Origin of the sequence: Pleomorphomonas oryzae DSM 16300, from assembly GCF_000422965.1 — a bacterium.
In the GTDB taxonomy this organism is placed as follows: Bacteria; Pseudomonadota; Alphaproteobacteria; order Rhizobiales; family Pleomorphomonadaceae; genus Pleomorphomonas; species Pleomorphomonas oryzae.
Genome location: NZ_AUHB01000015.1, coordinates 51255 through 71250, shown reverse-complemented (window position 1 = coordinate 71250; position 19996 = coordinate 51255). Strand labels below are relative to the sequence as shown.

The 19996-nt window shown below is 62.6% G+C and carries 18 protein-coding genes; 4 read left to right on the top strand and 14 right to left on the bottom strand.

Annotated features, from left to right (window positions below; genetic code table 11):
- Positions 1–11 precede the first annotated feature (11 nt).
- Positions 12–659: a MarC family protein gene (locus G522_RS0121230; protein ID WP_026792756.1), complete on the top strand. Its 648-nt coding sequence runs from the start codon at positions 12–14 to the stop codon at positions 657–659.
- A 62-nt stretch (positions 660–721) separates the two neighbouring features.
- Here G522_RS0121230 and G522_RS0121225 read toward each other — a convergent pair whose 3' ends face one another.
- Positions 722–1036 (bottom strand): hypothetical protein, encoded by a 315-nt coding sequence (locus G522_RS0121225; RefSeq protein ID WP_156887011.1) that lies wholly within the window; start codon positions 1034–1036, stop codon positions 722–724.
- Positions 1037–1172: 136 nt separating this feature from the next.
- Positions 1173–3260 carry a molybdopterin oxidoreductase family protein gene (locus G522_RS0121220; protein WP_026792754.1) on the bottom strand — a complete coding sequence of 696 codons (2088 nt, stop codon included), beginning with the start codon at positions 3258–3260 and terminating at the stop codon, positions 1173–1175.
- A gap of 348 nt (positions 3261–3608) precedes the next feature.
- Here G522_RS0121220 and G522_RS29240 point away from each other — a divergent pair, with 348 nt between their 5' ends.
- Positions 3609–5621, top strand: coding sequence for a methyl-accepting chemotaxis protein (locus G522_RS29240; protein WP_026792753.1), 2013 nt, complete (start codon positions 3609–3611; stop codon positions 5619–5621).
- Positions 5622–5713: 92 nt separating this feature from the next.
- On the opposite strand, the gene thrS is transcribed toward G522_RS29240, so the two are convergent.
- The 3 genes from thrS to G522_RS0121200 all read right to left on the bottom strand — a co-directional run bounded on the left by thrS (position 5714) and on the right by G522_RS0121200 (position 9128).
- Entirely contained in the window at positions 5714–7684 is a 1971-nt protein-coding gene (gene thrS / locus G522_RS0121210; protein WP_026792752.1) for a threonine--tRNA ligase, read from the bottom strand.
- Positions 7685–7863: 179 nt separating this feature from the next.
- Complete coding sequence (locus G522_RS0121205) at positions 7864–8331, bottom strand: threonine/serine exporter family protein (RefSeq protein ID WP_026792751.1); 468 nt, start codon at positions 8329–8331, stop codon at positions 7864–7866.
- The gene (locus G522_RS0121200) at positions 8331–9128 is read right to left on the bottom strand and encodes a threonine/serine exporter family protein (protein ID WP_026792750.1); all 798 of its coding nucleotides are present in this window, start codon (positions 9126–9128) and stop codon (positions 8331–8333) included. The genes G522_RS0121205 and G522_RS0121200 overlap by 1 nt, the downstream gene beginning before the upstream one ends.
- Positions 9129–9982: 854 nt before the next feature.
- Between G522_RS0121200 and G522_RS0121195 the strand changes: the two genes are divergently transcribed.
- Positions 9983–10924 (top strand): 1-phosphofructokinase family hexose kinase, encoded by a 942-nt coding sequence (locus G522_RS0121195; RefSeq protein WP_026792749.1) that lies wholly within the window; start codon positions 9983–9985, stop codon positions 10922–10924.
- An 89-nt stretch (positions 10925–11013) separates the two neighbouring features.
- On the opposite strand, the gene sufA is transcribed toward G522_RS0121195, so the two are convergent.
- The 9 genes from sufA to G522_RS0121150 form a co-directional block, all read right to left on the bottom strand.
- Entirely contained in the window at positions 11014–11379 is a 366-nt protein-coding gene (sufA, locus tag G522_RS0121190; protein ID WP_026792748.1) for a Fe-S cluster assembly scaffold SufA, read from the bottom strand.
- A gap of 115 nt (positions 11380–11494) precedes the next feature.
- Positions 11495–11953, bottom strand: coding sequence for an SRPBCC domain-containing protein (locus tag G522_RS0121185; RefSeq protein ID WP_026792747.1), 459 nt, complete (start codon positions 11951–11953; stop codon positions 11495–11497).
- Positions 11943–12296 carry an ArsR/SmtB family transcription factor gene (locus tag G522_RS0121180; protein ID WP_026792746.1) on the bottom strand — a complete coding sequence of 118 codons (354 nt, stop codon included), beginning with the start codon at positions 12294–12296 and terminating at the stop codon, positions 11943–11945. Before G522_RS0121180 ends, G522_RS0121185 begins: the two co-directional genes overlap by 11 nt.
- Positions 12297–12444: 148 nt before the next feature.
- Entirely contained in the window at positions 12445–12822 is a 378-nt protein-coding gene (locus G522_RS0121175) for an SUF system Fe-S cluster assembly protein (RefSeq protein WP_051229004.1), read from the bottom strand.
- Positions 12823–12827: 5 nt separating this feature from the next.
- Positions 12828–14063, bottom strand: coding sequence for a cysteine desulfurase (locus G522_RS0121170; protein ID WP_026792744.1), 1236 nt, complete (start codon positions 14061–14063; stop codon positions 12828–12830).
- A 45-nt stretch (positions 14064–14108) separates the two neighbouring features.
- Positions 14109–15431 carry a Fe-S cluster assembly protein SufD gene (sufD, locus tag G522_RS0121165; protein WP_026792743.1) on the bottom strand — a complete coding sequence of 441 codons (1323 nt, stop codon included), beginning with the start codon at positions 15429–15431 and terminating at the stop codon, positions 14109–14111.
- Positions 15432–15442: 11 nt separating this feature from the next.
- Positions 15443–16195 (bottom strand): Fe-S cluster assembly ATPase SufC, encoded by a 753-nt coding sequence (gene sufC / locus G522_RS0121160; RefSeq protein WP_026792742.1) that lies wholly within the window; start codon positions 16193–16195, stop codon positions 15443–15445.
- A 94-nt stretch (positions 16196–16289) separates the two neighbouring features.
- Positions 16290–17765: a Fe-S cluster assembly protein SufB gene (gene sufB, locus G522_RS0121155; protein WP_026792741.1), complete on the bottom strand. Its 1476-nt coding sequence runs from the start codon at positions 17763–17765 to the stop codon at positions 16290–16292.
- A gap of 82 nt (positions 17766–17847) precedes the next feature.
- Complete coding sequence (locus tag G522_RS0121150; protein WP_026792740.1) at positions 17848–19023, bottom strand: cysteine desulfurase family protein; 1176 nt, start codon at positions 19021–19023, stop codon at positions 17848–17850.
- 294 nt (positions 19024–19317) lie between these two features.
- Between G522_RS0121150 and G522_RS0121145 the strand changes: the two genes are divergently transcribed.
- Positions 19318–19974 (top strand): alpha/beta hydrolase, encoded by a 657-nt coding sequence (locus G522_RS0121145; RefSeq protein ID WP_026792739.1) that lies wholly within the window; start codon positions 19318–19320, stop codon positions 19972–19974.
- Positions 19975–19996: the final 22 nt, after the last annotated feature.

Sequence of the window (19996 nt, the reverse complement as noted above, 5' to 3'; positions counted from 1 at the left end):
GCGGACAAACCATGCCGATCGACTATATCCTCAACGCTTTCGCGACGCTTTTTGTCACGATCGATCCCGTCGGGCTTGCGCCGCTGGTGCTGGCCCTGACGGCCGGCGCCCGCCCCGAAATGCGCCGCGCCATGGCCGTCCGCGCTTCGGTCATCGCCTTCCTGGTGCTGATCGCCTTTGCCTTCATTGGCGCCGGCATCCTGACTTTCCTCGGCATCTCCATGCCGGCCTTCCGGATCGCTGGCGGCCTGTTGCTGTTCTGGATCGCCTTCGAAATGGTGTTCGAAAAGCCTAAATCGGGCACAAGCGACAAGAGCGTACACGCCGACGTCGCGGTCGGCCATCCGCAGCCGATCGGCGAGGACATCCGTCACCTCGCGGTGTTTCCGATCGCCATCCCGTTCCTCGCCGGCCCCGGCGCTATCTCGGCGACCATCCTTTTGGCCGCTGATGCGCACAATGCACTGACCATGGCGACGCTTGTGCTGATCATCGCAGCGATCATCGCGCTGTCGTTCGCCATTTTCCTGGCAGCCGACCGCATCGACCGCTATCTCGGCGATACCGGCCGCAATGTGCTGACGCGCCTTCTGGGCGTGCTGCTCGCCTCGCTCGCCGTGCAGTTCGTCGCCGATGGCATCAAGGCCATCATGGCGTAACGCACAAACGCAAGCTCGCCGGACAAAGCCCGGCGAGGCGAATCCGCTCTGGCGAGGGGGGCTTATTTCTTGGCGAAGACAGCGGCGATGGCGGCGCGGATCGCCTGGTCCTGCTCAGCGGTGAACTTGGAACGGGATGGCGCATCGAAGCTGTTGCCCTCGAACTGCGTCATCGCCTGTTCGGACGCCTTGCGGCAGCGCTCGATCATGGAGTTCCGGTCGATGCCCTCGACCCGATATTGCGTGTTGACGCAATAATCGACGAATTTGCGCGACAGCGTTTCGCGGGAGATCGTGTCGGCGCTTGCTGGCAGCGCCCCCACCACACCCACCGTCAGCGCAACGGCGGCAACCGTACCGGAAATGACCCGCATCATGGCCTCGTTCTAAGAAAGAATCGTCAGGCCACGCCGTGTGGCCTTGAAACGGCGGTTACTTATGGCAACGTCGCCAGTTCTCGCAACCGGCTTCTAGCCGTCTCTGCCGATTTCGGGCCATACCCTTGCACATTGGTCACAATTTTCTGAGCCAAACCTTCGTGTCGTGGAAAGCCACTCCACCGAAAGGCGCGATTTCATCAGAACCGGTCAAGGTGTTGATACCCATCCCGCCCCTGTGAGCCCGGTTCGCCCAGATGCCCTCCGCCACCACAACGCCGGCCTGCAGCCCTTCGAACAGCTCGGCATTGAGCTCGACACTGCCTCGGTGGTTGCCGATCACCACGGCATCGCCATTGGCAATCCCCAGCCGGGCCGCGTCGTCGGATCGCACCTTCAGCGTCGGCCGCCCCTCGCGGCTTGCCGAGGTCGGCGTCTCACCAAAGGATGTGTTGAGGAAGTTGCGCGCCGGGGCGGTGACGAGGCGGAAAGGATGCGTCTCGTCGGCCTCTTCCACCACCGGCCAGTAGTCGGGCAGCGACGGCATGTCTCGCCACGGCCCCATGGGTCCGATGTTGGAGGTCTTCACGTTGGTCCAGTCCGGCTTGAAGCGGAACTTGCCGTCTGGATAGCCGAAGCCCTTCACATAATGTGCCGTGTCGAAGTCTGGCTGCATGTCGAGGAAGCGATTCTCCTCGAGCTCGGCAAGGGTGCCGAGCCCCGAATGCTGCAACATCCAGTCGACGTGTTCGCGCGCCGTCATGTGAAAGCCGGGATGTTCGGCACCAAGCCGCTTCGCCAATTCATTGATGACATAGATATTTTCGCGCGGCCCCTCTGGCGGCTCGACGAGCTTCGGCCCGAACAGAATGCTCTGCTGACCGCCCGCCTTGTAGATATCGTCGTGCTCCAGGAACATGGTGGCCGGCAGTACGATGTCGGCGACCTTGGCCGTATCGGTCATGAACTGTTCGTGCACGCAGACGAACAGGTCATCTCGCAGGAAACCGCGCCGCGCCTTCTCCTGCTCGGGCGTCACCGTCATCGGATTGCAGTTCTGGATGAGCATCGCCTTAACCGGCGGCCCGCCTTTCAGCGCATCCGCCTCGCCAGTGAGCACCGGACCGACACGCGAGTGATCGAGATGGCGGGTGCCCTCATCCTCCACGTCGAGGCCTTCGATCATCGTCTTGTTGAAGCGGAAGAGGGCGCCATTGTTGTGAAACGCACCCGCTCCCTCGCGCTGCCAAAGGCCGAGCACCGTGGCGATCGACTGCGCCGCATGCATGGAGACGACGCCGTTGCGCGACCGTGTAAAGCCATAGCCGAGGCGGAAAAAGGTACGTGGCGTCGTCCCCACCAGCTTGCCGAACGCTTCGATTTCGGCAACGGTGAGACCGGTGATGGCCGCCGCCCATTCCGGCGTTCGGGATTTGAGATGCGTTTCCAGTTCGGCCGGCGCGTCGGCGTATTTCGCCATGTAGGCGCGGTCGGCATAACCGTCGCGGAAGGCGATATGCATGACGGCGCAGGCGAGCGCCGCGTCGGAGCCGGGCCGCAGCACCAGCCCCAGATCGGCCTGTCGCACCGTCTCGGTCTCATAGACGTCGACGGCAACGATCTTCGCCCCACGGGTCTTTCTGGCGCGAACGGCATGGGTCATCACGTTGACCTGTGTCGTCACCGCGTTGGTGCCCCAGATGACGACGCAGTCAGACACGGCCATCTCGCGCGGGTCGGGTCCGGCGAGCAGGCCCGTGCCGGCGATCCAGCCCGTCCAAGCCGGCGTCACGCAGATAGTCTCGTAGCTGCGGGAGTATTTCTTGACGTGTCTCAGCCGTTCGATGCTGTCGCGCTGCACGAGCCCCATGGTGCCGGCATATTTATAGGGCCAGATGCTTTCGGCACCGAACTCGCGCTCGGCAGTCAGAAAGGCATCCGCCACGCGATCCAGCGCCTCTTCCCAGGAAATTTCCTGGAACCGCCCCTCCCCCTTCACTCCGACATTGAGCAAGGGCTTCATCAGCCGGTCTGGGTGGTAGAGACGCTCGGCGTAGCGGCCGACCTTGGCGCAGATGACGCCGGCCGTATAGCTGTTGTCGGCCGAGCCGCGCAGCCGGCCGATCCGACCCTCCGGCGTTATCTCGACGTCCAGCGCGCAGGTCGACGGGCAATCGTGCGGGCATGCGGAATGGGCAAAGCCAGGGCGAAGCGTAACGTTCATTGCTAAAAGGTCCGATGAAAACGGATCGCCACGTTACAGGCTCGCGTTGCAGAGGTCGCGCTTTTTCTGAGGCATTTTCTCCGCTTCCCCCAGTACGTGTTGCCTGCTCGATTTCTTTGCATGTTCTGCGCGAGAGGATGGCAATCCGGATCATCTCGCTACAACCAATGAAAGACATCGTCTGAAATGACATGGGAATAGGCGGTCATTAGCTTATTTCATGTGCAATTTCGCCGCTTTAACCGAAGCTAAACCCCAGCCGAAAGGTCACTCAACCTGGAGAGCCGAGTTAGTCTGCCGTTAATCAACCGAAAGTCTATTATAGGCTGACCAAACAGGGGATCCGGCATGTTGTTTCGTTCCAAGTCGGCTGGCTCGCGCCGCTCGCGTGGTGGGCTGTCCATCCGTCTCAAAGTCGCTTCGCTCTCCCTCGTCTGGCTGGCTGGCCTGACCGTCGTGTCCGGCACGGGCGGCTATGCCGTCGTATCCATGCGCTCGTTGGAGGAAACCTCGTCAGCTGCCGCCGGCCTGTCGCTGCTCTCCGAACAAACCCAGAGCCTTGCCAACAAGCTCGCCGCCAAGGAACGATTGTTCATGGTCGCGCCCACACCGGAGCGTGTCAAAGAAATCGACGGGCTGATCGAGGAGACGCGCACGACCATCAAGCACCTCGGAGCCGCGGCCCATGCCGTCGGGGCCGCAACCGCCGAAGCCGACCAGCTTGCCGCCTTGCTGGACAAGATTGCCGGCCAGTTCACCGAAGTGAAGAGCGGTCAGACAAAGCTGGGCTTTGCCGATGACAACGGTATTCGCGGTGATATGGAAACCGCCTTCCAGGCGCTCCGCACCGACCTCAACAAGGCCACCAAGAGCGGACAGAATCCCGATACCGTCCGCGTCGTTCAGGCCTTCGCCCAGCTCAATCAGGCGCGCGCCGAATTCATGCTGCGGCACGACGGTCCAAGTTCCGGCGCCTTCGACGCCGCCGCCGGCCGCTTTACTCGCGAACTCGACAAGACGACCCAGCTCGCCCCCGACATCAAGGATAGTCTCAAGGCGCGCCTAGCTGCCTATTCCTCGGCTTTTTCCGCCTATGTCGAGCTCTATACGTCCTGGGTTAAGGTCGCCGACCAGACCTCGCTGTCCTTCGATCTCGCCGAGCCCCTGACCACCGCCATCAAGCGCGCCGCCGTTGATCTCGACGGGTCCACCACCCAAGCCTTCACCAACGGCACTCAGTTCGCACTGCGCCTCATCTATCTCATCGTTCCGCTGACGCTTCTCGCCGGCGGCCTGATCAGCTGGCAGATCAGCCGCTCGATCACCAACCCGCTCGGCCGCATTCGCGCTACCATGGAAGTGTTGTCACGCGGCGAGGAAGCCGCCGTTGCCGATACCGACCGCGCCGACGAAATCGGCGCCATGGCGCGCACGCTTGCCGTCTTCCAGGCGAACCAAGCCGAGAAGGCGCGCCTTGAGACCGAGCAACAGACCGACGCCGAGGAACGCCTCCGCCGCCAGCGGGCCTTCGAAATGGCAGTGCGAGATTTCCGCTCGGTAGCCGGCGAATTGACCCGCGCCGTCACCGATACCATGGCCGGCATGCAAAATGCCGCCGGCGAGCTGCTCGACGAAGCCGGGCGGACTCGGACGCAGGCCGAAAGCGCGTCAGCGGCCTCGCAAGGTGCTTCGGAGAGGGTCACGGTCGTCGCAGGTGCCGCCGAGGAACTGGCATCGTCGATCAGCGAGGTGGTGAACCACGTCGGCCGGACCACGACGATCATCGGCAACGCGACCGAAGGCGCCCGCCGCACCAACGAGCAAGTGGCCGGCCTCGCCGACGCGGCAAGCCGCGTTGGACAGGTCGTGACGCTGATCCGCTCCATCGCCGAACAGACCAACTTGCTGGCGCTCAATGCGACCATCGAGGCGGCCCGCGCCGGCGAGGCCGGCAAGGGTTTTGCCGTCGTCGCCGCCGAAGTGAAGGGTCTGTCCGACCAGACTTCCCGCGCCACCGAGCAGATCGCCGCTCAGATTACGGAAATGCAGACCTCGACCGGCGAAGCGGTGGAATCGATCCGTGCTATTGCTGCCACCATGGAGGAAGTGAACCGCGCCACGCTCGGCATCGCCTCCGCCGTAGAACAGCAGGAAGCCTCCACCAACGAGATCAGCCGCAACGTCAACGACGCCTCCGGCAACACGGTCACCGTGTCCGAAAGCGTCGGCCATGTGGTCGAGGCGATCAGCAAGACCTCCGACACGGCCCGCCACGTCGAGAAGGCCGCCACGCTGGTCCTCAGCCAGACCCACGATCTGGAAGCGGCAATCGACGAATTTCTGCAACGGGTTGCGGTCTAAACCTAGCCGGCGGAACTTGCGCCAGGCTTGGCACATGCAGAAAGGCCCGGATCGCTCCGGGCCTTTTGTACTCGTGGCCAATGAGAGGCCGCTCAGTCCTCGGCAAGCGCCCGCTTGACGTCCGGCGGCACGATCTCCGCCTTCACCATCGACAGCGCCTCGTCGAGCGACATCGACTTCGGATGCTGCGAGCCGAGGGTGCGGACGTTGACCGACTTTTCCTCGGCCTCCTTGCGGCCGCAGACGAAGATCAGCGGGATCTTGGCCAGCGAATGCTCGCGGACCTTGTAGTTGATCTTCTCGTTCCTGAGGTCGATATCGACGCGCACGCCGGCCTTCAGAAGCTTCTGGTAGACTTCCTTGGCATAATCGTCGGCTTCCGAGGTGATGGTGGTGACCATCACCTGCGCCGGGGCAAACCACAGCGGGAAGTGACCGGCGAAGTTCTCGATCAGAATGCCGAGGAAGCGCTCCATCGAGCCGCAGATGGCGCGATGGATCATCACCGGCGTCTTCTTGGAGCCGTCGGCGTCGACGTAGAAGGCGCCGAAGCGGTCTGGCAGGTTGAAGTCCACTTGCGTGGTGCCGCACTGCCACTCACGGCCGATGGCGTCACGCAGGGTGTACTCGAACTTCGGACCGTAGAAGGCGCCCTCGCCCGGGTTGATGCCGGTCTTGATGCGGCCGTTCGACCGCTCGGCTATCTCGCCCAGCACGCGGGTCATCACCTCCTCGGCGTGATCCCACAGGTCGTCCGAGCCAACGCGCTTCTCCGGCCTGGTCGATAGCTTCACGGTGATCTCGTTGAAGCCGAAGTCCTCGTAGACCGACAGGATCAGTTCGTTGATCTTCAGGCACTCGGCGGCCATGTCGGCCTCGGTGCAGAAGATGTGCGCATCGTCCTGCGTGAAGCCGCGCACCCGCATCAGCCCGTGCATGGCGCCCGACGGCTCATAGCGGTGCACGGCGCCGAACTCGGCGAGGCGCATCGGCAGGTCGCGGTAGCTCTTCAGGCCGTGCTTGAAGATCTGGATGTGGCCGGGGCAGTTCATCGGCTTCAGCGCGAAGATGCGCTTGTCCTCGGCCTCGTCGCCGGCCGACTGCACGGCGAACATGTTTTCCTTGTACCAGCCCCAGTGGCCTGAGGTCTCCCACAGCACCTTGTCGAGCACCTGCGGCGCGTTGACTTCCTGGTAGTCGCCCTTGAGCCGCCGCCGCATATAGGCGGTCAGTTCCTGGAACAGCGCCCAGCCCTTCTGATGCCAGAAGACGACGCCCGGCCCCTCTTCCTGGAAATGGAACAGATCCATCTCGCGGCCGAGGCGACGATGGTCGCGCTTCTCGGCCTCTTCCAGCATGGTGAGGTAGGCCTTGAGATCCTCCTCGGTGTGCCAGGCGGTGGCATAGATGCGGGTCAGCATGTCGCGGTCGGAATCGCCGCGCCAATAGGCACCGGCCACCTTCATCAGCTTGAAGGCATTGCCGATCTTGCCGGTCGAGGTCATGTGCGGACCGCGACAGAGGTCCATCCAGTCGCCCTGCGCATACATCTTGATCTTCTGGTCAGCCGGAATGGCATCGACCAGTTCGACCTTGAATGCCTCGCCCTTCTTCTCGAACCAGTCCTTGGCCTCGTCGCGGCTCCAGACCTGTTTGGTGAACGGCTTGTCGCGGGCGATGATCTCCCGCATCTTGGCTTCGATCTTCGGCAGATCCTCGGTGGTGAACGGCCCTTCCGGACGGAAGAAGTCGTAGTAGAAGCCGTTTTCGATCACCGGGCCGATGGTCACCTGCGTGCCGGGAAACAGCTCCTGCACCGCCTCTGCCATCACATGCGCCGCATCGTGGCGGATCAGTTCGAGGGCACGCGGATCATCGCGCGTCACGATCTCGAGCCGGGCGTCGGTGACGATGGGATCGTTGAGGTCGGACAGCACGCCGTCGAGCGCCATGGCGACGGCCTTCTTCGACAGCGATTTGGAAATTTGGGCGGCGATCTCGGCGCCGGTGGTCCCCGGAGCGTATTCGCGCTGCGAACCGTCGGGGAAAGTAACGTGGATCATGGTCGGTCCTTTTCTCGCTCACTCCCGCAGACAACGCGGGTAAGCGGCTTGTTTGAAGGCAAAGGCTTTACCGGCTCGGGTGCTGGTTTGTCCAGTGCGTGCCTAAGGCAAAGCTACTGTCTGGAGCTGTTTCGAAACTCGCTGCGAATGCCCTGCCGAACGGCCGGAGCAAATGTCTCCTAGAAATCCTGATTCCTGAGAAGGTGGGCTGGAATGAGCAGACCGGCTCCGATTGCCCCGAGGGTGAAGATCACCCGTAGCAAGGACTGGACGGCGAGGATCAGGGTCGCTTCGGCGTCGACGAGGTTGGGCGCGGTGACCGACAGGAAGCCAAGCAGCGCCTGCCCGAAAAAGGCGCCCGGCACCATCGGGATGCAGCCGGCAAGCCCCACGGCATTGCAGGCTGGGCCGAGTTGCTTCCTGAGCGCCGACACCGAACAGCTCGTCACGATGGCGGCAGCGAACGAGGCGCCTTCGAGGCTCCAGGCGAGATCCTGACCGACAGTACGCACGGCGAGCGCCAGCGCACCGGCCGCCGCGCACCAAGGCAGCGCCCGGAAGCCGAAGTTGAACAGCACGCCAAATCCGGCGGCGGCGAGCGCCCCGAATACGGCCTGATGGAGGAGATGCGGCAGAAGTTCGACCATCAGAGCGACCTCAACCCGAGCAAGGCCTCCGCGAACCAGACGCCGACGGAGGCAAACACCATGATCATCAATACCCAGACGGCCCGGGCGCTGCCCATGGTGGGATAGCCATCCATGATGTCGGTCTGGGCATTGGTCGAGGGAACGCCGGGCACCAGCAGCAGAATCGACGCCATCATGGCGAGGCTGATCGTGCCGCTTTTCAGAAGGATCGCTCCGACGCCGCCCAGCGTCGCCGAAAGGAAGGCGATGAGGCCGGCGACGATGAACACATTGACGCCGTTGTGCAGCAACTGATGGCGTACATATTGCCCCACCGTTCCCGCGATCAGAATGGCGGTAAAGGCCGGCCAGTCGACCCCGAGAAGCCGGCCGAACGAGGCACAGGCAATACCGACGGCCACCGCAACCACCCAGGCCGGATGGCGCGGCGTTTCCTTGACGAGGCGGGCGATCTCGGCCTCCACCTCATCGACGCTCATACCGCCGTGCGACACGCGCACCGCCAAGCGGCGGATGGCCTGGTCGAGCCGGTGGTTCACCCCCAGCCGACCCACCTGCATCATGCGGGTGATGGTGTTGCCGCCGGCATGGACCGTCACCTCCAGCGAGGCGTAGCCCGAGCGCATGCCGACGTCGTCGACACCAAAGCCGCGGGCGATCATGCCGACGCCGTTGTGAACCACGGATACCGACGCACCGCTCTCCATCATGATGCGACCGGCCCGGAGAGCCATGTTGGCGATCCGCTCGAGCTCTCGATGGCGAACGACGACCGGGTCTTGCTGTGGTTCCATGACACCCCGCCCCCGTGGATTCCGGCCCCAGATTCGCCTGCGGAACCAGAACCACCTCTTCCGGCATTTAGCCGATTCCGCCTTTAAGGGAGATACCAGTGCCTCGGCGATCCGAGCAAGCGGCCCGCCGACGCATGGCTGCTTTTTCTTGAACCGTTCGTGTCGAAAAATGCGCCACGCGCCTACGGCGAGCCGAAATGAGCCACATTCCGAAACCTCGACCGAAAACCTTGATTTTGGGCATTTCTGACTGACGGCGATACAACCGGCGTTCGCATCTATCGGTTCTGACAGCTGAACACCACGGTTGCTAACGTTCGATTGACCTTTCGTAGTACCTCGGCGCTTGCACAAAAGGCTTAGCTGTGCCAAGACCTATGATGAAAGGTCTTGCTTGAAACGAAACGATTTCAGCAAGCGATTTCCAAGGCAACCGTGGCGCGCGGGGGAGAACAGTGCGCCATGGAAAGCCTGAAGCTGGGAGTTTGAGGCTGGACTTGGCTGCGCACTCGGAGCGACGTTCCGAAGCAAAACCAAGGCGAGATAGGCGGGGACCAGATTCAGAACTAAAGTGCAGCCAGCGCATAAGCAACTTTTGGTTGCATAAATTTCTGTGCAAAGAAAACTATCGTAGCGATACGTACACTCTATGCCAGTGTAGTTGATCTACGACATAGTTTTTGTAGCGAAACCGAGTTAAACCGACAACCAGTCCAAAAGGCGTAGTGGGCAAGCCCAAAGCGCCGATAGGACCGGTAAGAGACGCCGATCACGGCGCAAAGACCGGTGGAAAGCAGGAAGCGTCTGGAACTGGGCCGTTACGAAACAACGAACGGGCGATGAAATAGCGACCAATGAAACCGATCGTCACGCTCACACTCAACCCATCCATCGACGACACGGCTGAAGCCGAGGTCGTTCGACACACCCACAAGATTCGCATCACCAACGAGCAGCACGATCCGGGCGGCGGCGGCATCAATGTCACGCGCGTGATTCAGGAACTGGGTGGCAGCTCCATCGCTCTCTATATGTCGGGCGGCACGACCGGCCAGATGTTCGATGAGCTGCTGGCGGCTCACAACATTCCGCGCCGCCGCATTCCGATCGCCCAGAGTACCCGCGTCGCCCATCTGGTCTACGAGCGTTCAACCGGGCTCGAATACCGCTTCATCCCGGAAGGCCCTCAGGTCAGCGAGATCGAGTGGAAGCGTTGCCTCTATGCGCTCAAGGATCTCGAGTGGGATTGGTGCGTCGGCTCGGGCTCGCTGCCGCGCGGCATGCCTGAGGATTTCTACGTCCAGCTCGCCGACCTGGTGATCGACCGTGGCAGCAACCTGGTGCTCGATACCTCCGGCAAACCCCTGGAGCTGGCGCTGGCGCGCGGCGGCATCACCCTGTTCAAGCCGTCCGAAAGCGAATTCGCCAAGCTGGTTGGCCGACCGCTGCCCACCGTCGACGATATGGTTCCCGCCGCCAAGGAGCTCATCTCTTCCGGCAAGGTGAAAATGATCGCCATCACCATGGGTGGAGACGGTGCGCTTCTAGTCACCGCCGACAATCATCTCTTCCTCAAGGCGCCCGATGTCGAAGTGAAGAGCGCCTCGGGTGCCGGTGACAGCTTCGTCGGCGGCATGGTCTACGGCCTCGCCTCTGGCCTCATTCCGGAAGATGCGTTCCGCCTGGGCGTTGCCTCGGGTACCGCTTCGGTGATGATGCCCGGTACACAGCTCTGCCGGAAGGCGGACGTCGACCGCATCCTGGAAGAAATCGGCGCCCACCAGCATAACTGGTGAACGACGGCGACACGTAAAGACAAAGGGGAGCAGGATGATCGTCCTGCTCCCCTTCTTTTATTTCAAAGTCGCCTTAACAACCGTCGTCCTCAGGCGTCGATCTGCTCGGCCGGCTTCAGGCTGACGCTCTCGCCGCAACCGCAGGCGCCGACCTGATTGGGATTGCGGAAGACGAAGCCTGTGCGGAGCGGCGTTTGCTCGAAATCCAGCTCGGTGCCGAGCAGGAACAGCACCGCCTTGGCCTCCACGAACACAGTGGCGCCGTGCCCCTCGACCCGCTCGTCGCCCGGCTGGGCGTCGCGGGCCAGATCGATCGTGTAGGACATGCCGGCGCAGCCGCCGTTCTTGATGCCAAGCCGGATGCCCACGGCATCGTCGGCATTGTCGACGATTTCGCGCACGCGTTCGGCAGCGGATTCGGTCAGCGTCATAACGGCGAACTTGGCGAGAGCCATGTCATCAATCTCCGAAGCCGCCTCGGTTCAAGGCCGAGACGACAGACCTGAAAATAGGGAGCAAATGCATCGTGGACAAGCGCCTTGCCGCATGGCCGCAATGCGAACCCTGAAGTCACTTCGTAAGGTGTTGCCGGATATAGGCTTCCAGCTTGGCGAGATGCTGCTTGCCGCCCTCGACGGCGCCGGACCTCTCGACCACCTCGTCGCGGAACGCCGCCGTCGCGTAAAGCTGGCGCAGCATGACCAGCGTGCCGCTGATCTTCTCGGACAGGGTGACGGTCATCTCGAACCAGATTTTCTTGCCGTCACCAACGTCGAACACCAGCTTGGACGGCGGCACGATCTTCTTGAACACCGAGTGGTTGGGGTAGCGCGTGCCATCCGGCCCCACCATGGTGAAGACCCAGGCGCCGCCGACGCGGAAATCCATGCGAACGTCCTCCGAGGTGAAGCCGTTCGGTCCCCACCACTTGTTGACGTGGACCGGATCGGTCATCGCCTTCCACACCAGCTCGCGTCGAAAGGGAATTTCCCGCTGCAATACCAATTCGCGGTCCGCTTCATCGGTCATCGCGTCGTCCTTCTTCGCCTTCAAGTGCACCGAGATAGGTCTCGAGGCGGTCGAACCGCCCCTCCCATACCCGCCGTTGTTCGTCGATCCAGCCGGACGCCGCCGTGAGCGGCCCGGCTTCCAGCCGGCAAGGCCGCCATTGAGCATTGCGGCTGCGACTGATCAGCTTCGCCCGCTCCATCACCTTGAGATGCTTGGTCACCGCCGGAAGGGATATGCCGAGCGGCTCGGCGAGTTCGCCGACCGTCGCCTCGCCCTGGCCAAGCCGCGCCAACATGGCCCGGCGCGCCGGGTGGGCCAGCGCCAGAAACACCATGTCGAGGTCGGATGCGTATTTACCCATACGGTTAAATGCGCATAGAGCGCCGCAGCCGTCAAGGCAAGGCGGCCAAAGGACAGACGATTGAAAAGACAGATGGTCAAAAGACAGGCGGCCACCGGATCTCTCCGGCGGCCACAGGTTACGTCAGTGAGAAATGGCAGAACGAGGATCAATACCAGTCGGTAGCGACCTGAGCCTCCTCGCTCATTCGATCGGGCGTCCAAGGCGGGTCGAACACCATGTTTACCTTGACGCCGTAAACGCCGGGCACCACGCCGACGGCGTTCTCCACCCAACCAGGCATTTCGCCTGCCACCGGGCAGCCCGGCGCGGTCAGCGTCATGTCGATGGTCACGAGACGATCATCATCGATATCGATTCGATAGACCAGGCCGAGCTCGTAGATGTCGGCCGGGATCTCCGGGTCATAGACGGTCTTCAGCGCCGCGATGATGTCATCGGTGAGGCGCTCCAGGTCAGCCGGCGGGATGGCAGAGCCGGCGACTGTCTCAGGCTGATTGGGGGACGGATCGGCTTGGTCGGTCATTTCTGTCATCCGAACATGGCCTCGGCCTTCCTGAGGGCCGTGACGAGCGCGTCGACTTCGGCGCGCGTGTTGTAAAGGGCGAAAGAAGCACGGCAGGTCGATGTCACGCCGAAACGGTTGAGCAACGGCATGGCGCAATGGGTGCCGGCGCGAACGGCAACGCCTGAACGGTCGATGACCGTGGCGACGTCATGCGCGTGTGCGCCGTTCATCGAGAAGGCGACGATGGCGCCCTTCTCCTTGGTAGTGCCGTAAATGCGGACGGAGTTCATCTCGCCGAGCCGCTGCATGGCATAATCGCGCAGATCGGTCTCATGGGCGAGAATGGCCTCTCGGCCGAGGCTTTCCATGTAGCGAAGCGCAGCGCCCAGGCCGATCGCCTGCACGATCGGCGGCGTACCTGCCTCAAAGCGGTGAGGCGGTTCGTTATAGGTCACGCCCTCGGTGGTCACCGTCTCGATCATCTCGCCACCGCCCTGCCAGGGCGGCATAGCCTCGAGGAGGTGCTGCTTGCCGTAGAGCACGCCAATGCCGGTGGGACCGTAGACCTTGTGGCCGGTCAGCACATAGAAGTCGGCATCAAGGTCTTGGACATCGACCGGCAAATGCACAGCACCCTGGCTGCCATCGACCAGCACGACGGCGCCGTGGGCATGGGCGATGCGCGTCACTTCACGGATCGGCACGATCGTGCCGGTCACGTTGGACATCTGGGTGATGGCAACGATCTTGGTACGCGGCGTGAACAGCTTTTCAAACGCTTCGAGGTCGAAGCCGCCATCATCGTGGACCGGCGCCCACTTGATGACGACACCCTTTTTCTCGCGATGGAAATTCCACGGCACGATGTTGGAATGGTGCTCCAGGATGGAGAGGATGACCTCGTCCCCCTCATTGAGCACCATGCCGCCATAGCTCGCCGCCACCAGGTTGATCGCCTCGGTCGAGGACCGGGTGAAGATTACCTGTTCGGTCGATGGCGCGTTCAGGAAGGCGCGCACCGCTTCACGAGCATCTTCATAGGCTTCGGTGGCCGCGTTCGACAGATAATGCAGGCCGCGGTGAACGTTGGCATATTCGTGCGTATAGACGTAGCGCATGCGGTCGAGCACAGCCAAAGGCTTCTGCGCCGAGGCGCCGTTATCGAGATAGACCAGCGGCTTGCCGTAGACCATCTCGCCAAGGATCGGGAAATCCTTGCGGACGGTCTCGACGTCATAGGACGGAACGGACATCATCATCGTCTCTTATCTGAGCCACCCAGCACGCCGGGCGGCCATGCCGGCTCACGCCGCCCTAGCTTTCAACCAGCCCTCGACCCGGTGGATCAGGGCATCGTGGACCGCCTGGTTCTGAATCTCGTCGATCGCCTCGCCGAGGAAGGCGAGGATCAGCATGCTCTCGGCCTCGGCTTTCGGAATGCCGCGCGACAGGAGGTAGAACAGAAGATCATCGTCGATGGCGCCGCAGGTGGCGCCATGGCCGCACTGAACATCGTCGGCAAAGATCTCAAGCTCCGGCTTGGCGTCGGCTTCGGCCTCCTCGGACAGCAGCAGCGACGCCGTCATCATGCGCGCGTCGGTCTTCTGGGCATGGGCCGGCACGGCAATCCGACCGGCGAAGGCCGAGCGGGCCTCGTCGTCGATCACCGCCTTGTAGAGCTCGCGGCTCTGGCAATTCTCGGCGCCGTGCACCAGGAACAGCGTCGTGTCGGCATGGCGCCGCCCGCTGAGCATGGTGATGCCACGGAAGCCGGCGCGCGAGTCGCGGCCAACGAACTCAGCGAAAATCTGCGCCCGGGCAAGGCCGGCGCCCAGCGCGGCGTTGAACGTATCGAAGCTCGCCTCGCGGCCAATCTTCGCCACCAGCGAGGTCAGGCTCACCGCCTCGTCCGGCTCGAGCTGCAGACGGATGTGGTCGACCTTGGCACCGTCCCCCACCTCGAGCGCGGTCATGACGTTGGAATGATGAGCCACGGTGTCGAGCGACTCGATCGTCTCGATCAACGTCAACCTGGAGCCCTTGCCGACAGTGACGAGATGACGCACCGCCGTCGAAGCGGCAGGCTCGCCCTCCGCGATATGAACCAACTCCACGGGACGCCCTATCTCCGCACCATCGGCGACGGTAATGACCAGGCCATCGGTCATGAACGCGGTATTGAGTGCCACGGCCGTGTTGGTGGCGACGCCATCCTCAAGCTTCAATGCGGCGAGTACGGTGGCATCGCCCGCTTCCAGCGCCGTGGCGAGCGAGAAGATGGAGAGGCCATGTTCCAGCCCATCGAGGTCGGACAACTCGGGGCGGTAACGACCATTGGCGATCACCAGACGACGCGCCTTATCGCCTTCCACCGCCGGAGCGGCGATCAGCAGGCGTGCCACGTCGGCAGCGCCGGCGGCGGGCGGGAACGTCTTCAGCCGGGCGCGCAGATCGGTGTATTTCCAATCTTCGACACGGCGATGCGGCAAGCCGCTCTTGTCGACGCCGCCGAAGGCGGCATCTCGGATGGCGATGACGTCGGCCGTTCCGGGCAGCGACGTCCTCTCAGCCGGGTAGCGGGCGGCAAGCGCCTGTTCGGCTGGCGTACGGACGGGGGTGGCAACCATGGTCATTCCCCTCAAGCGGCCGCGTCCGCCACATAGGCGGCGTAACCGTTCTTCTCGAGATCGAGCGCCAGCTCCGGCCCGCCGGTGCGGACGATGCGGCCATCGGACAGCACGTGAACGATATCCGGCACGATGTGGTCGAGAAGACGCTGGTAGTGGGTGATCACCACGAAGGCGCGATCGGGCGAACGCAGCGCATTGACGCCCTCGGACACCACCTTCAGAGCGTCGATGTCGAGGCCGGAATCGGTTTCGTCGAGAATGCAGATCGACGGCTGCAACAGCGCCATCTGCATGATCTCGGCGCGCTTCTTCTCGCCGCCGGAGAAGCCGACGTTGACCGGCCGCTTCAACATGTCCGAGGTGATGTTGAGCTTCTCGGCGACGCCCTTCACCAGCTTCATGAACTCTGGCGTCGTCAGCTCGTCCTGGCCCTTGGCCTTGCGATGAGAGTTTAGCGCCGCCTTGAGGAAGGTCATGGTGGCGACACCGGGGATCTCGATCGGATACTGGAAGGCCAGGAACAGGCCGGCCACCGAGCGCTCGTTGGGCGACAGCTCGAGGATCGACTGACCGTTCAAGAGCACCTCGCCCTCGGTGATCTCGTAGTCGTCCTTGCCGGCCAGGATATAGGACAGCGTCGACTTGCCGGCGCCGTTCGGCCCCATGATGGCGTGCACTTCGCCGGGCTTCACGGTGAGGCTGAGGCCCTTCAGGATCTCGCGGTCGCCAATCCGGGCGTGGAGGTTCTTGATCTCAAGCATGGTCTTGTCCTGTCGTCCGTTTGGCCTCGACGCCCATGGCGGAGGCTCGTTGTCGTTAATTTGAGAGAAGAGCGCGTGGGCGCGCCCAGCAAACTTAGCCGACGCTACCTTCGAGGCTGATGCCGATCAGCTTTTGCGTCTCCACCATGAATTCCATCGGCAGCTGTTGCAGCACGTCCTTGACGAAGCCGTTGACGATCAGGGCGATGGCTTCTTCCTGAGGCAGGCCGCGCTGCAGGCAGTAGAAGAGCTGATCGTCGGAGATCTTCGACGTGGTGGCTTCGTGCTCGACGATGGCCGAGGCATTCTTGCTCTCGATATAGGGCACGGTGTGTGCACCGCACTTGTTGCCGATGAGCAGACTGTCGCAGTTGGTGAAGTTGCGGGCGCCGGAGGCCTTGCGGCCGACGGACACCAAGCCGCGATAGGTGTTGCTGGACCGGCCGGCCGAAATGCCCTTGGAGATGATCTTCGACGAGGTGTTCTTGCCGATGTGGATCATCTTGGTGCCGCTATCGACCTGCTGGCGGCCGTTGGAGATGGCTATCGAGTAGAACTCGCCGCGCGAATTATCGCCGCGCAGGATGCAGGACGGATATTTCCAGGTGATGGCCGAGCCGGTCTCCACCTGCGTCCAGGAGATCTTGGAGTTCTTGCCGCGGCAATCGCCGCGCTTGGTGACGAAGTTGAAGACGCCACCCTTGCCCTCCGAGTCGCCCGGATACCAGTTCTGGACGGTGGAGTACTTGATCTCGGCATCGTCGAGGGCAATCAGTTCGACCACGGCGGCATGCAGCTGGTTCTCGTCGCGGCTCGGCGCGGTGCAGCCCTCGAGATAGGAGACGTAGGCGCCCTCGTCGGCGATGATCAGCGTCCGCTCGAACTGGCCGGTGTTCTTCTCGTTGATGCGGAAATAGGTCGACAGCTCCATTGGGCAGCGCACGCCCTTCGGCACGTAGACGAAGGAACCGTCTGAAAACACCGCCGAATTCAGCGTTGCATAGAAGTTGTCGCTGACCGGCACGACCGAACCGAGATACTTCTTCACCAGTTCCGGATGCGTCTTCACAGCTTCCGAAATTGGGCAGAAGATCACGCCGTGCTTGGCAAGCTCGGCCTTGAAGGTGGTGACCACCGAGACGCTGTCGAACACGGCATCAACGGCGACGAGCCGTTCGCCCTTTTCGACACCAGCCAGGATTTCCTGCTCTTTCAGCGGAATGCCAAGCTTCTTGTAGGTCTCGAGCAGCGCCGGATCGACCTCGTCGAGGCTCTTCGGACCGGCTGTCTTTTTCGGCGCCGAGTAATAATGCAAATCCTGGAAGTCGATGGGCGGATAGTCAACACGCGCCCAGGTCGGCTCGTCCATGGTCCGCCAGCGGCGCAACGCCTCGAGCCGCCATTCGGTCAACCACTCCGGCTCGTCCTTCTTGGCCGAAATGAAGCGGACGGTACTCTCGTCCAGTCCCTTCGGCGCCACATCCGACTCGATGTCGCTGACGAAGCCATACTTGTATTTGTCGACGTCGATCGACAGGACGTGATCGACCGTCTCCTTAACTGCTGCCATCTCTCGCTCCTTCCACGCGGTTTCAAGGACCGTGGGAAATCTGTCCTCAATGTAGTCGCTTTTTTTCGCGGCCGGTAGTCACTCAGGCTGCGGCGGTCCCATGTTGTTTCTTCATAGCGGCGAAGACGTTGCGCGCCCGCAAACCGAAGAGGGTGATCTCCTCGTCGGTGGTCTCCGGGCCGATCGATACCCTGAGGCCGCCCTTGATGAGCGCGGGGTCGACGCCCATCGCCATCAGCACCGGGCTCGCCGTCACCTTACCCGAAGAACAGGCCGAACCCGACGATAGCGCCACGCCGGCCAAATCGAAGGCAATGACCGTCGTTTCAGCGGAAACGCCCGGTACGGCAAAAGACAGCGTATTCGGCAGCCGGGACACATCCTCGCCGAAGATGGTCACGTCCGGCACGATATCCCGGATCATCGCCTCGAGACGATCGCGTCGCGTCGCAACCTCAGCCATGCCGGCAAGATCAGCAAGGGCCGCGTCGGCCGCCGCGCCAAAGGCACCGATGGCCGCGACGTTTTCCGTGCCGGCGCGCGCCCAGGACTCTTGGCCACCGCCGGTGATCAGCGGCGAGAAGGCGAATCCGTTGCGGCTGCGCACCACGGCACCGGTCCCCTGCCCGCCACCGATCTTGTGGGCGGAGAGCGTCAGCACATCGACTCCGAGCGCCTCGATATCGATCGGAAGCTTGCCGGCCGCCTGCACGGCATCGGTGTGGAAGACGGCGCCATGCGCACGGGCCATCCGCGCCACTTCGCTGACCGGTTCGATGACGCCGGTCTCATTGTTGGCCATCATCACCGACACGAGCGCCCGTTTGCCCTCCGCCGCGAGTTCGGCGAGACGCCGGTCGATAAAGGCGAGATCGACAAGGCCGTTACCATCGACAGGGATAACCTCGACACGGTCGGCTGGAAAGCGGCCACCACGCGCCACGGCCGGATGTTCGACCGCCGACACCAGAAGCCGATCGAGGTGGTAAGGTTTGCCGAACAACGTCCAATCCGGCGTCAACACCGTGTTGGCGGCTTCCGTTCCGCCCGAGCAGAACGTGACGCCCTTCGCCTCGGCGCCACAGAGCCGCGCCACCGAGCGACGGGCGCCCTCCACGACTGAGCGCGCCGCCCGCCCTTCGGCATGCACCGACGAACTGTTGCCGGCGCGGTCGATGAGATCGACAAGGCGCGCCCGGGCGGTCGCCTTCATGGGCGCCCCAGCGTTCCAGTCGAAATAAAGCCGCGCCTCCGCCATGCCTACCCCATTATCGACAGCCGTCCGGAACGATCGGCCGATCGTTGCGTTCACTATACTATCTGCTTTTGGCCTGCCAGATCGGCCTCGGGCCGCTCAACAATGCTCGGAGATGCGATTTTTCTTGACGCCGGACCGGCCGGCGGTCCAGTGCAAGCGCACAAGCCGAAACGATGCAGTGCTTGCATCAGTTTTGAGTCATTCTAAATCTAGGACCAGACCTTTCCCGCGTCAATACGACGGCCCCTGCCGATGACGGCAACGGCGCCAGGAAAAGTCGAGATCGAGGACAACATGCCCGAAGTGATCTTCAACGGCCCTGCTGGGCGCATCGAAGGCCGTTACCAGCCGGCCACCGTGCGGAACGCGCCGATCGCCATGATATTGCATCCGCATCCGGAATTCGGCGGCACCATGAACAACCAGATAGCCTATCGGCTGTTCTACATGTTCAAGGAGCGCGGCTTTGCCGTGTTGCGCTTCAACTTCCGCGGTGTCGGCCGCAGCCAAGGTCAGTTCGATCATGGCTCGGGCGAACTGTCGGATGCCGCCTCGGCGCTCGACTGGGTGCAGTCGATCCATCCGGAGGCCCGCTTTTGCTGGGTGGCCGGTTTCGACTTCGGTGCCTGGATCGGCATGCAGCTTCTGATGCGCCGCCCGGAAATCGAGGGCTTCATCTCGATCGCCCCGCCGGCCAACCTCAATGATTTCTCCTTCCTGGCCCCCTGCCCCTCCTCGGGTCTGATCATTCATGGCGACATCGACAAGGTCGTGCCGCAGAAGGATGTGCAGACCCTGGTGGATAAGCTGAAGGCCCAGAAGGGTATCGTCATCGATCACAAGATCATCGAAGGCGCCAACCACTTCTTCGAGCAGAAGATTGATGAGCTGATCGACCACTGCGGCCGCTATCTCGACATGCGTCTTGCCATGCAGCCAAACGAAGGCTGACTTACGTTCTCGCTTGCATAAA

Excerpts from the sequence above, each read along its gene's own strand:
- sufC (WP_026792742.1), bottom strand. The coding sequence starts at position 16,195 with ATGCTTGAGATCAAGAACCTCCACGCCCGGATTGGCGACCGCGAGATC.
- G522_RS0121150 (WP_026792740.1), bottom strand. The coding sequence starts at position 19,023 with ATGGCGGAGGCGCGGCTTTATTTCGACTGGAACGCTGGGGCGCCCATG.
- G522_RS0121145 (WP_026792739.1), top strand. The coding sequence starts at position 19,318 with ATGCCCGAAGTGATCTTCAACGGCCCTGCTGGGCGCATCGAAGGCCGT.
- sufD (WP_026792743.1), bottom strand. The coding sequence starts at position 15,431 with ATGGTTGCCACCCCCGTCCGTACGCCAGCCGAACAGGCGCTTGCCGCC.
- G522_RS0121180 (WP_026792746.1), bottom strand. The coding sequence starts at position 12,296 with ATGGGTAAATACGCATCCGACCTCGACATGGTGTTTCTGGCGCTGGCC.
- G522_RS0121220 (WP_026792754.1), bottom strand. The coding sequence starts at position 3,260 with ATGAACGTTACGCTTCGCCCTGGCTTTGCCCATTCCGCATGCCCGCAC.
- thrS (WP_026792752.1), bottom strand. The coding sequence starts at position 7,684 with ATGATCCACGTTACTTTCCCCGACGGTTCGCAGCGCGAATACGCTCCG.
- G522_RS0121185 (WP_026792747.1), bottom strand. The coding sequence starts at position 11,953 with ATGACCGATGAAGCGGACCGCGAATTGGTATTGCAGCGGGAAATTCCC.
- G522_RS0121230 (WP_026792756.1), top strand. The coding sequence starts at position 12 with ATGCCGATCGACTATATCCTCAACGCTTTCGCGACGCTTTTTGTCACG.
- sufA (WP_026792748.1), bottom strand. The coding sequence starts at position 11,379 with ATGGCTCTCGCCAAGTTCGCCGTTATGACGCTGACCGAATCCGCTGCC.
- G522_RS0121200 (WP_026792750.1), bottom strand. The coding sequence starts at position 9,128 with ATGGAACCACAGCAAGACCCGGTCGTCGTTCGCCATCGAGAGCTCGAG.
- sufB (WP_026792741.1), bottom strand. The coding sequence starts at position 17,765 with ATGGCAGCAGTTAAGGAGACGGTCGATCACGTCCTGTCGATCGACGTC.
- G522_RS0121205 (WP_026792751.1), bottom strand. The coding sequence starts at position 8,331 with ATGGTCGAACTTCTGCCGCATCTCCTCCATCAGGCCGTATTCGGGGCG.
- G522_RS0121175 (WP_051229004.1), bottom strand. The coding sequence starts at position 12,822 with ATGACCGACCAAGCCGATCCGTCCCCCAATCAGCCTGAGACAGTCGCC.
- G522_RS29240 (WP_026792753.1), top strand. The coding sequence starts at position 3,609 with ATGTTGTTTCGTTCCAAGTCGGCTGGCTCGCGCCGCTCGCGTGGTGGG.
- G522_RS0121225 (WP_156887011.1), bottom strand. The coding sequence starts at position 1,036 with ATGATGCGGGTCATTTCCGGTACGGTTGCCGCCGTTGCGCTGACGGTG.
- G522_RS0121195 (WP_026792749.1), top strand. The coding sequence starts at position 9,983 with ATGAAACCGATCGTCACGCTCACACTCAACCCATCCATCGACGACACG.
- G522_RS0121170 (WP_026792744.1), bottom strand. The coding sequence starts at position 14,063 with ATGATGATGTCCGTTCCGTCCTATGACGTCGAGACCGTCCGCAAGGAT.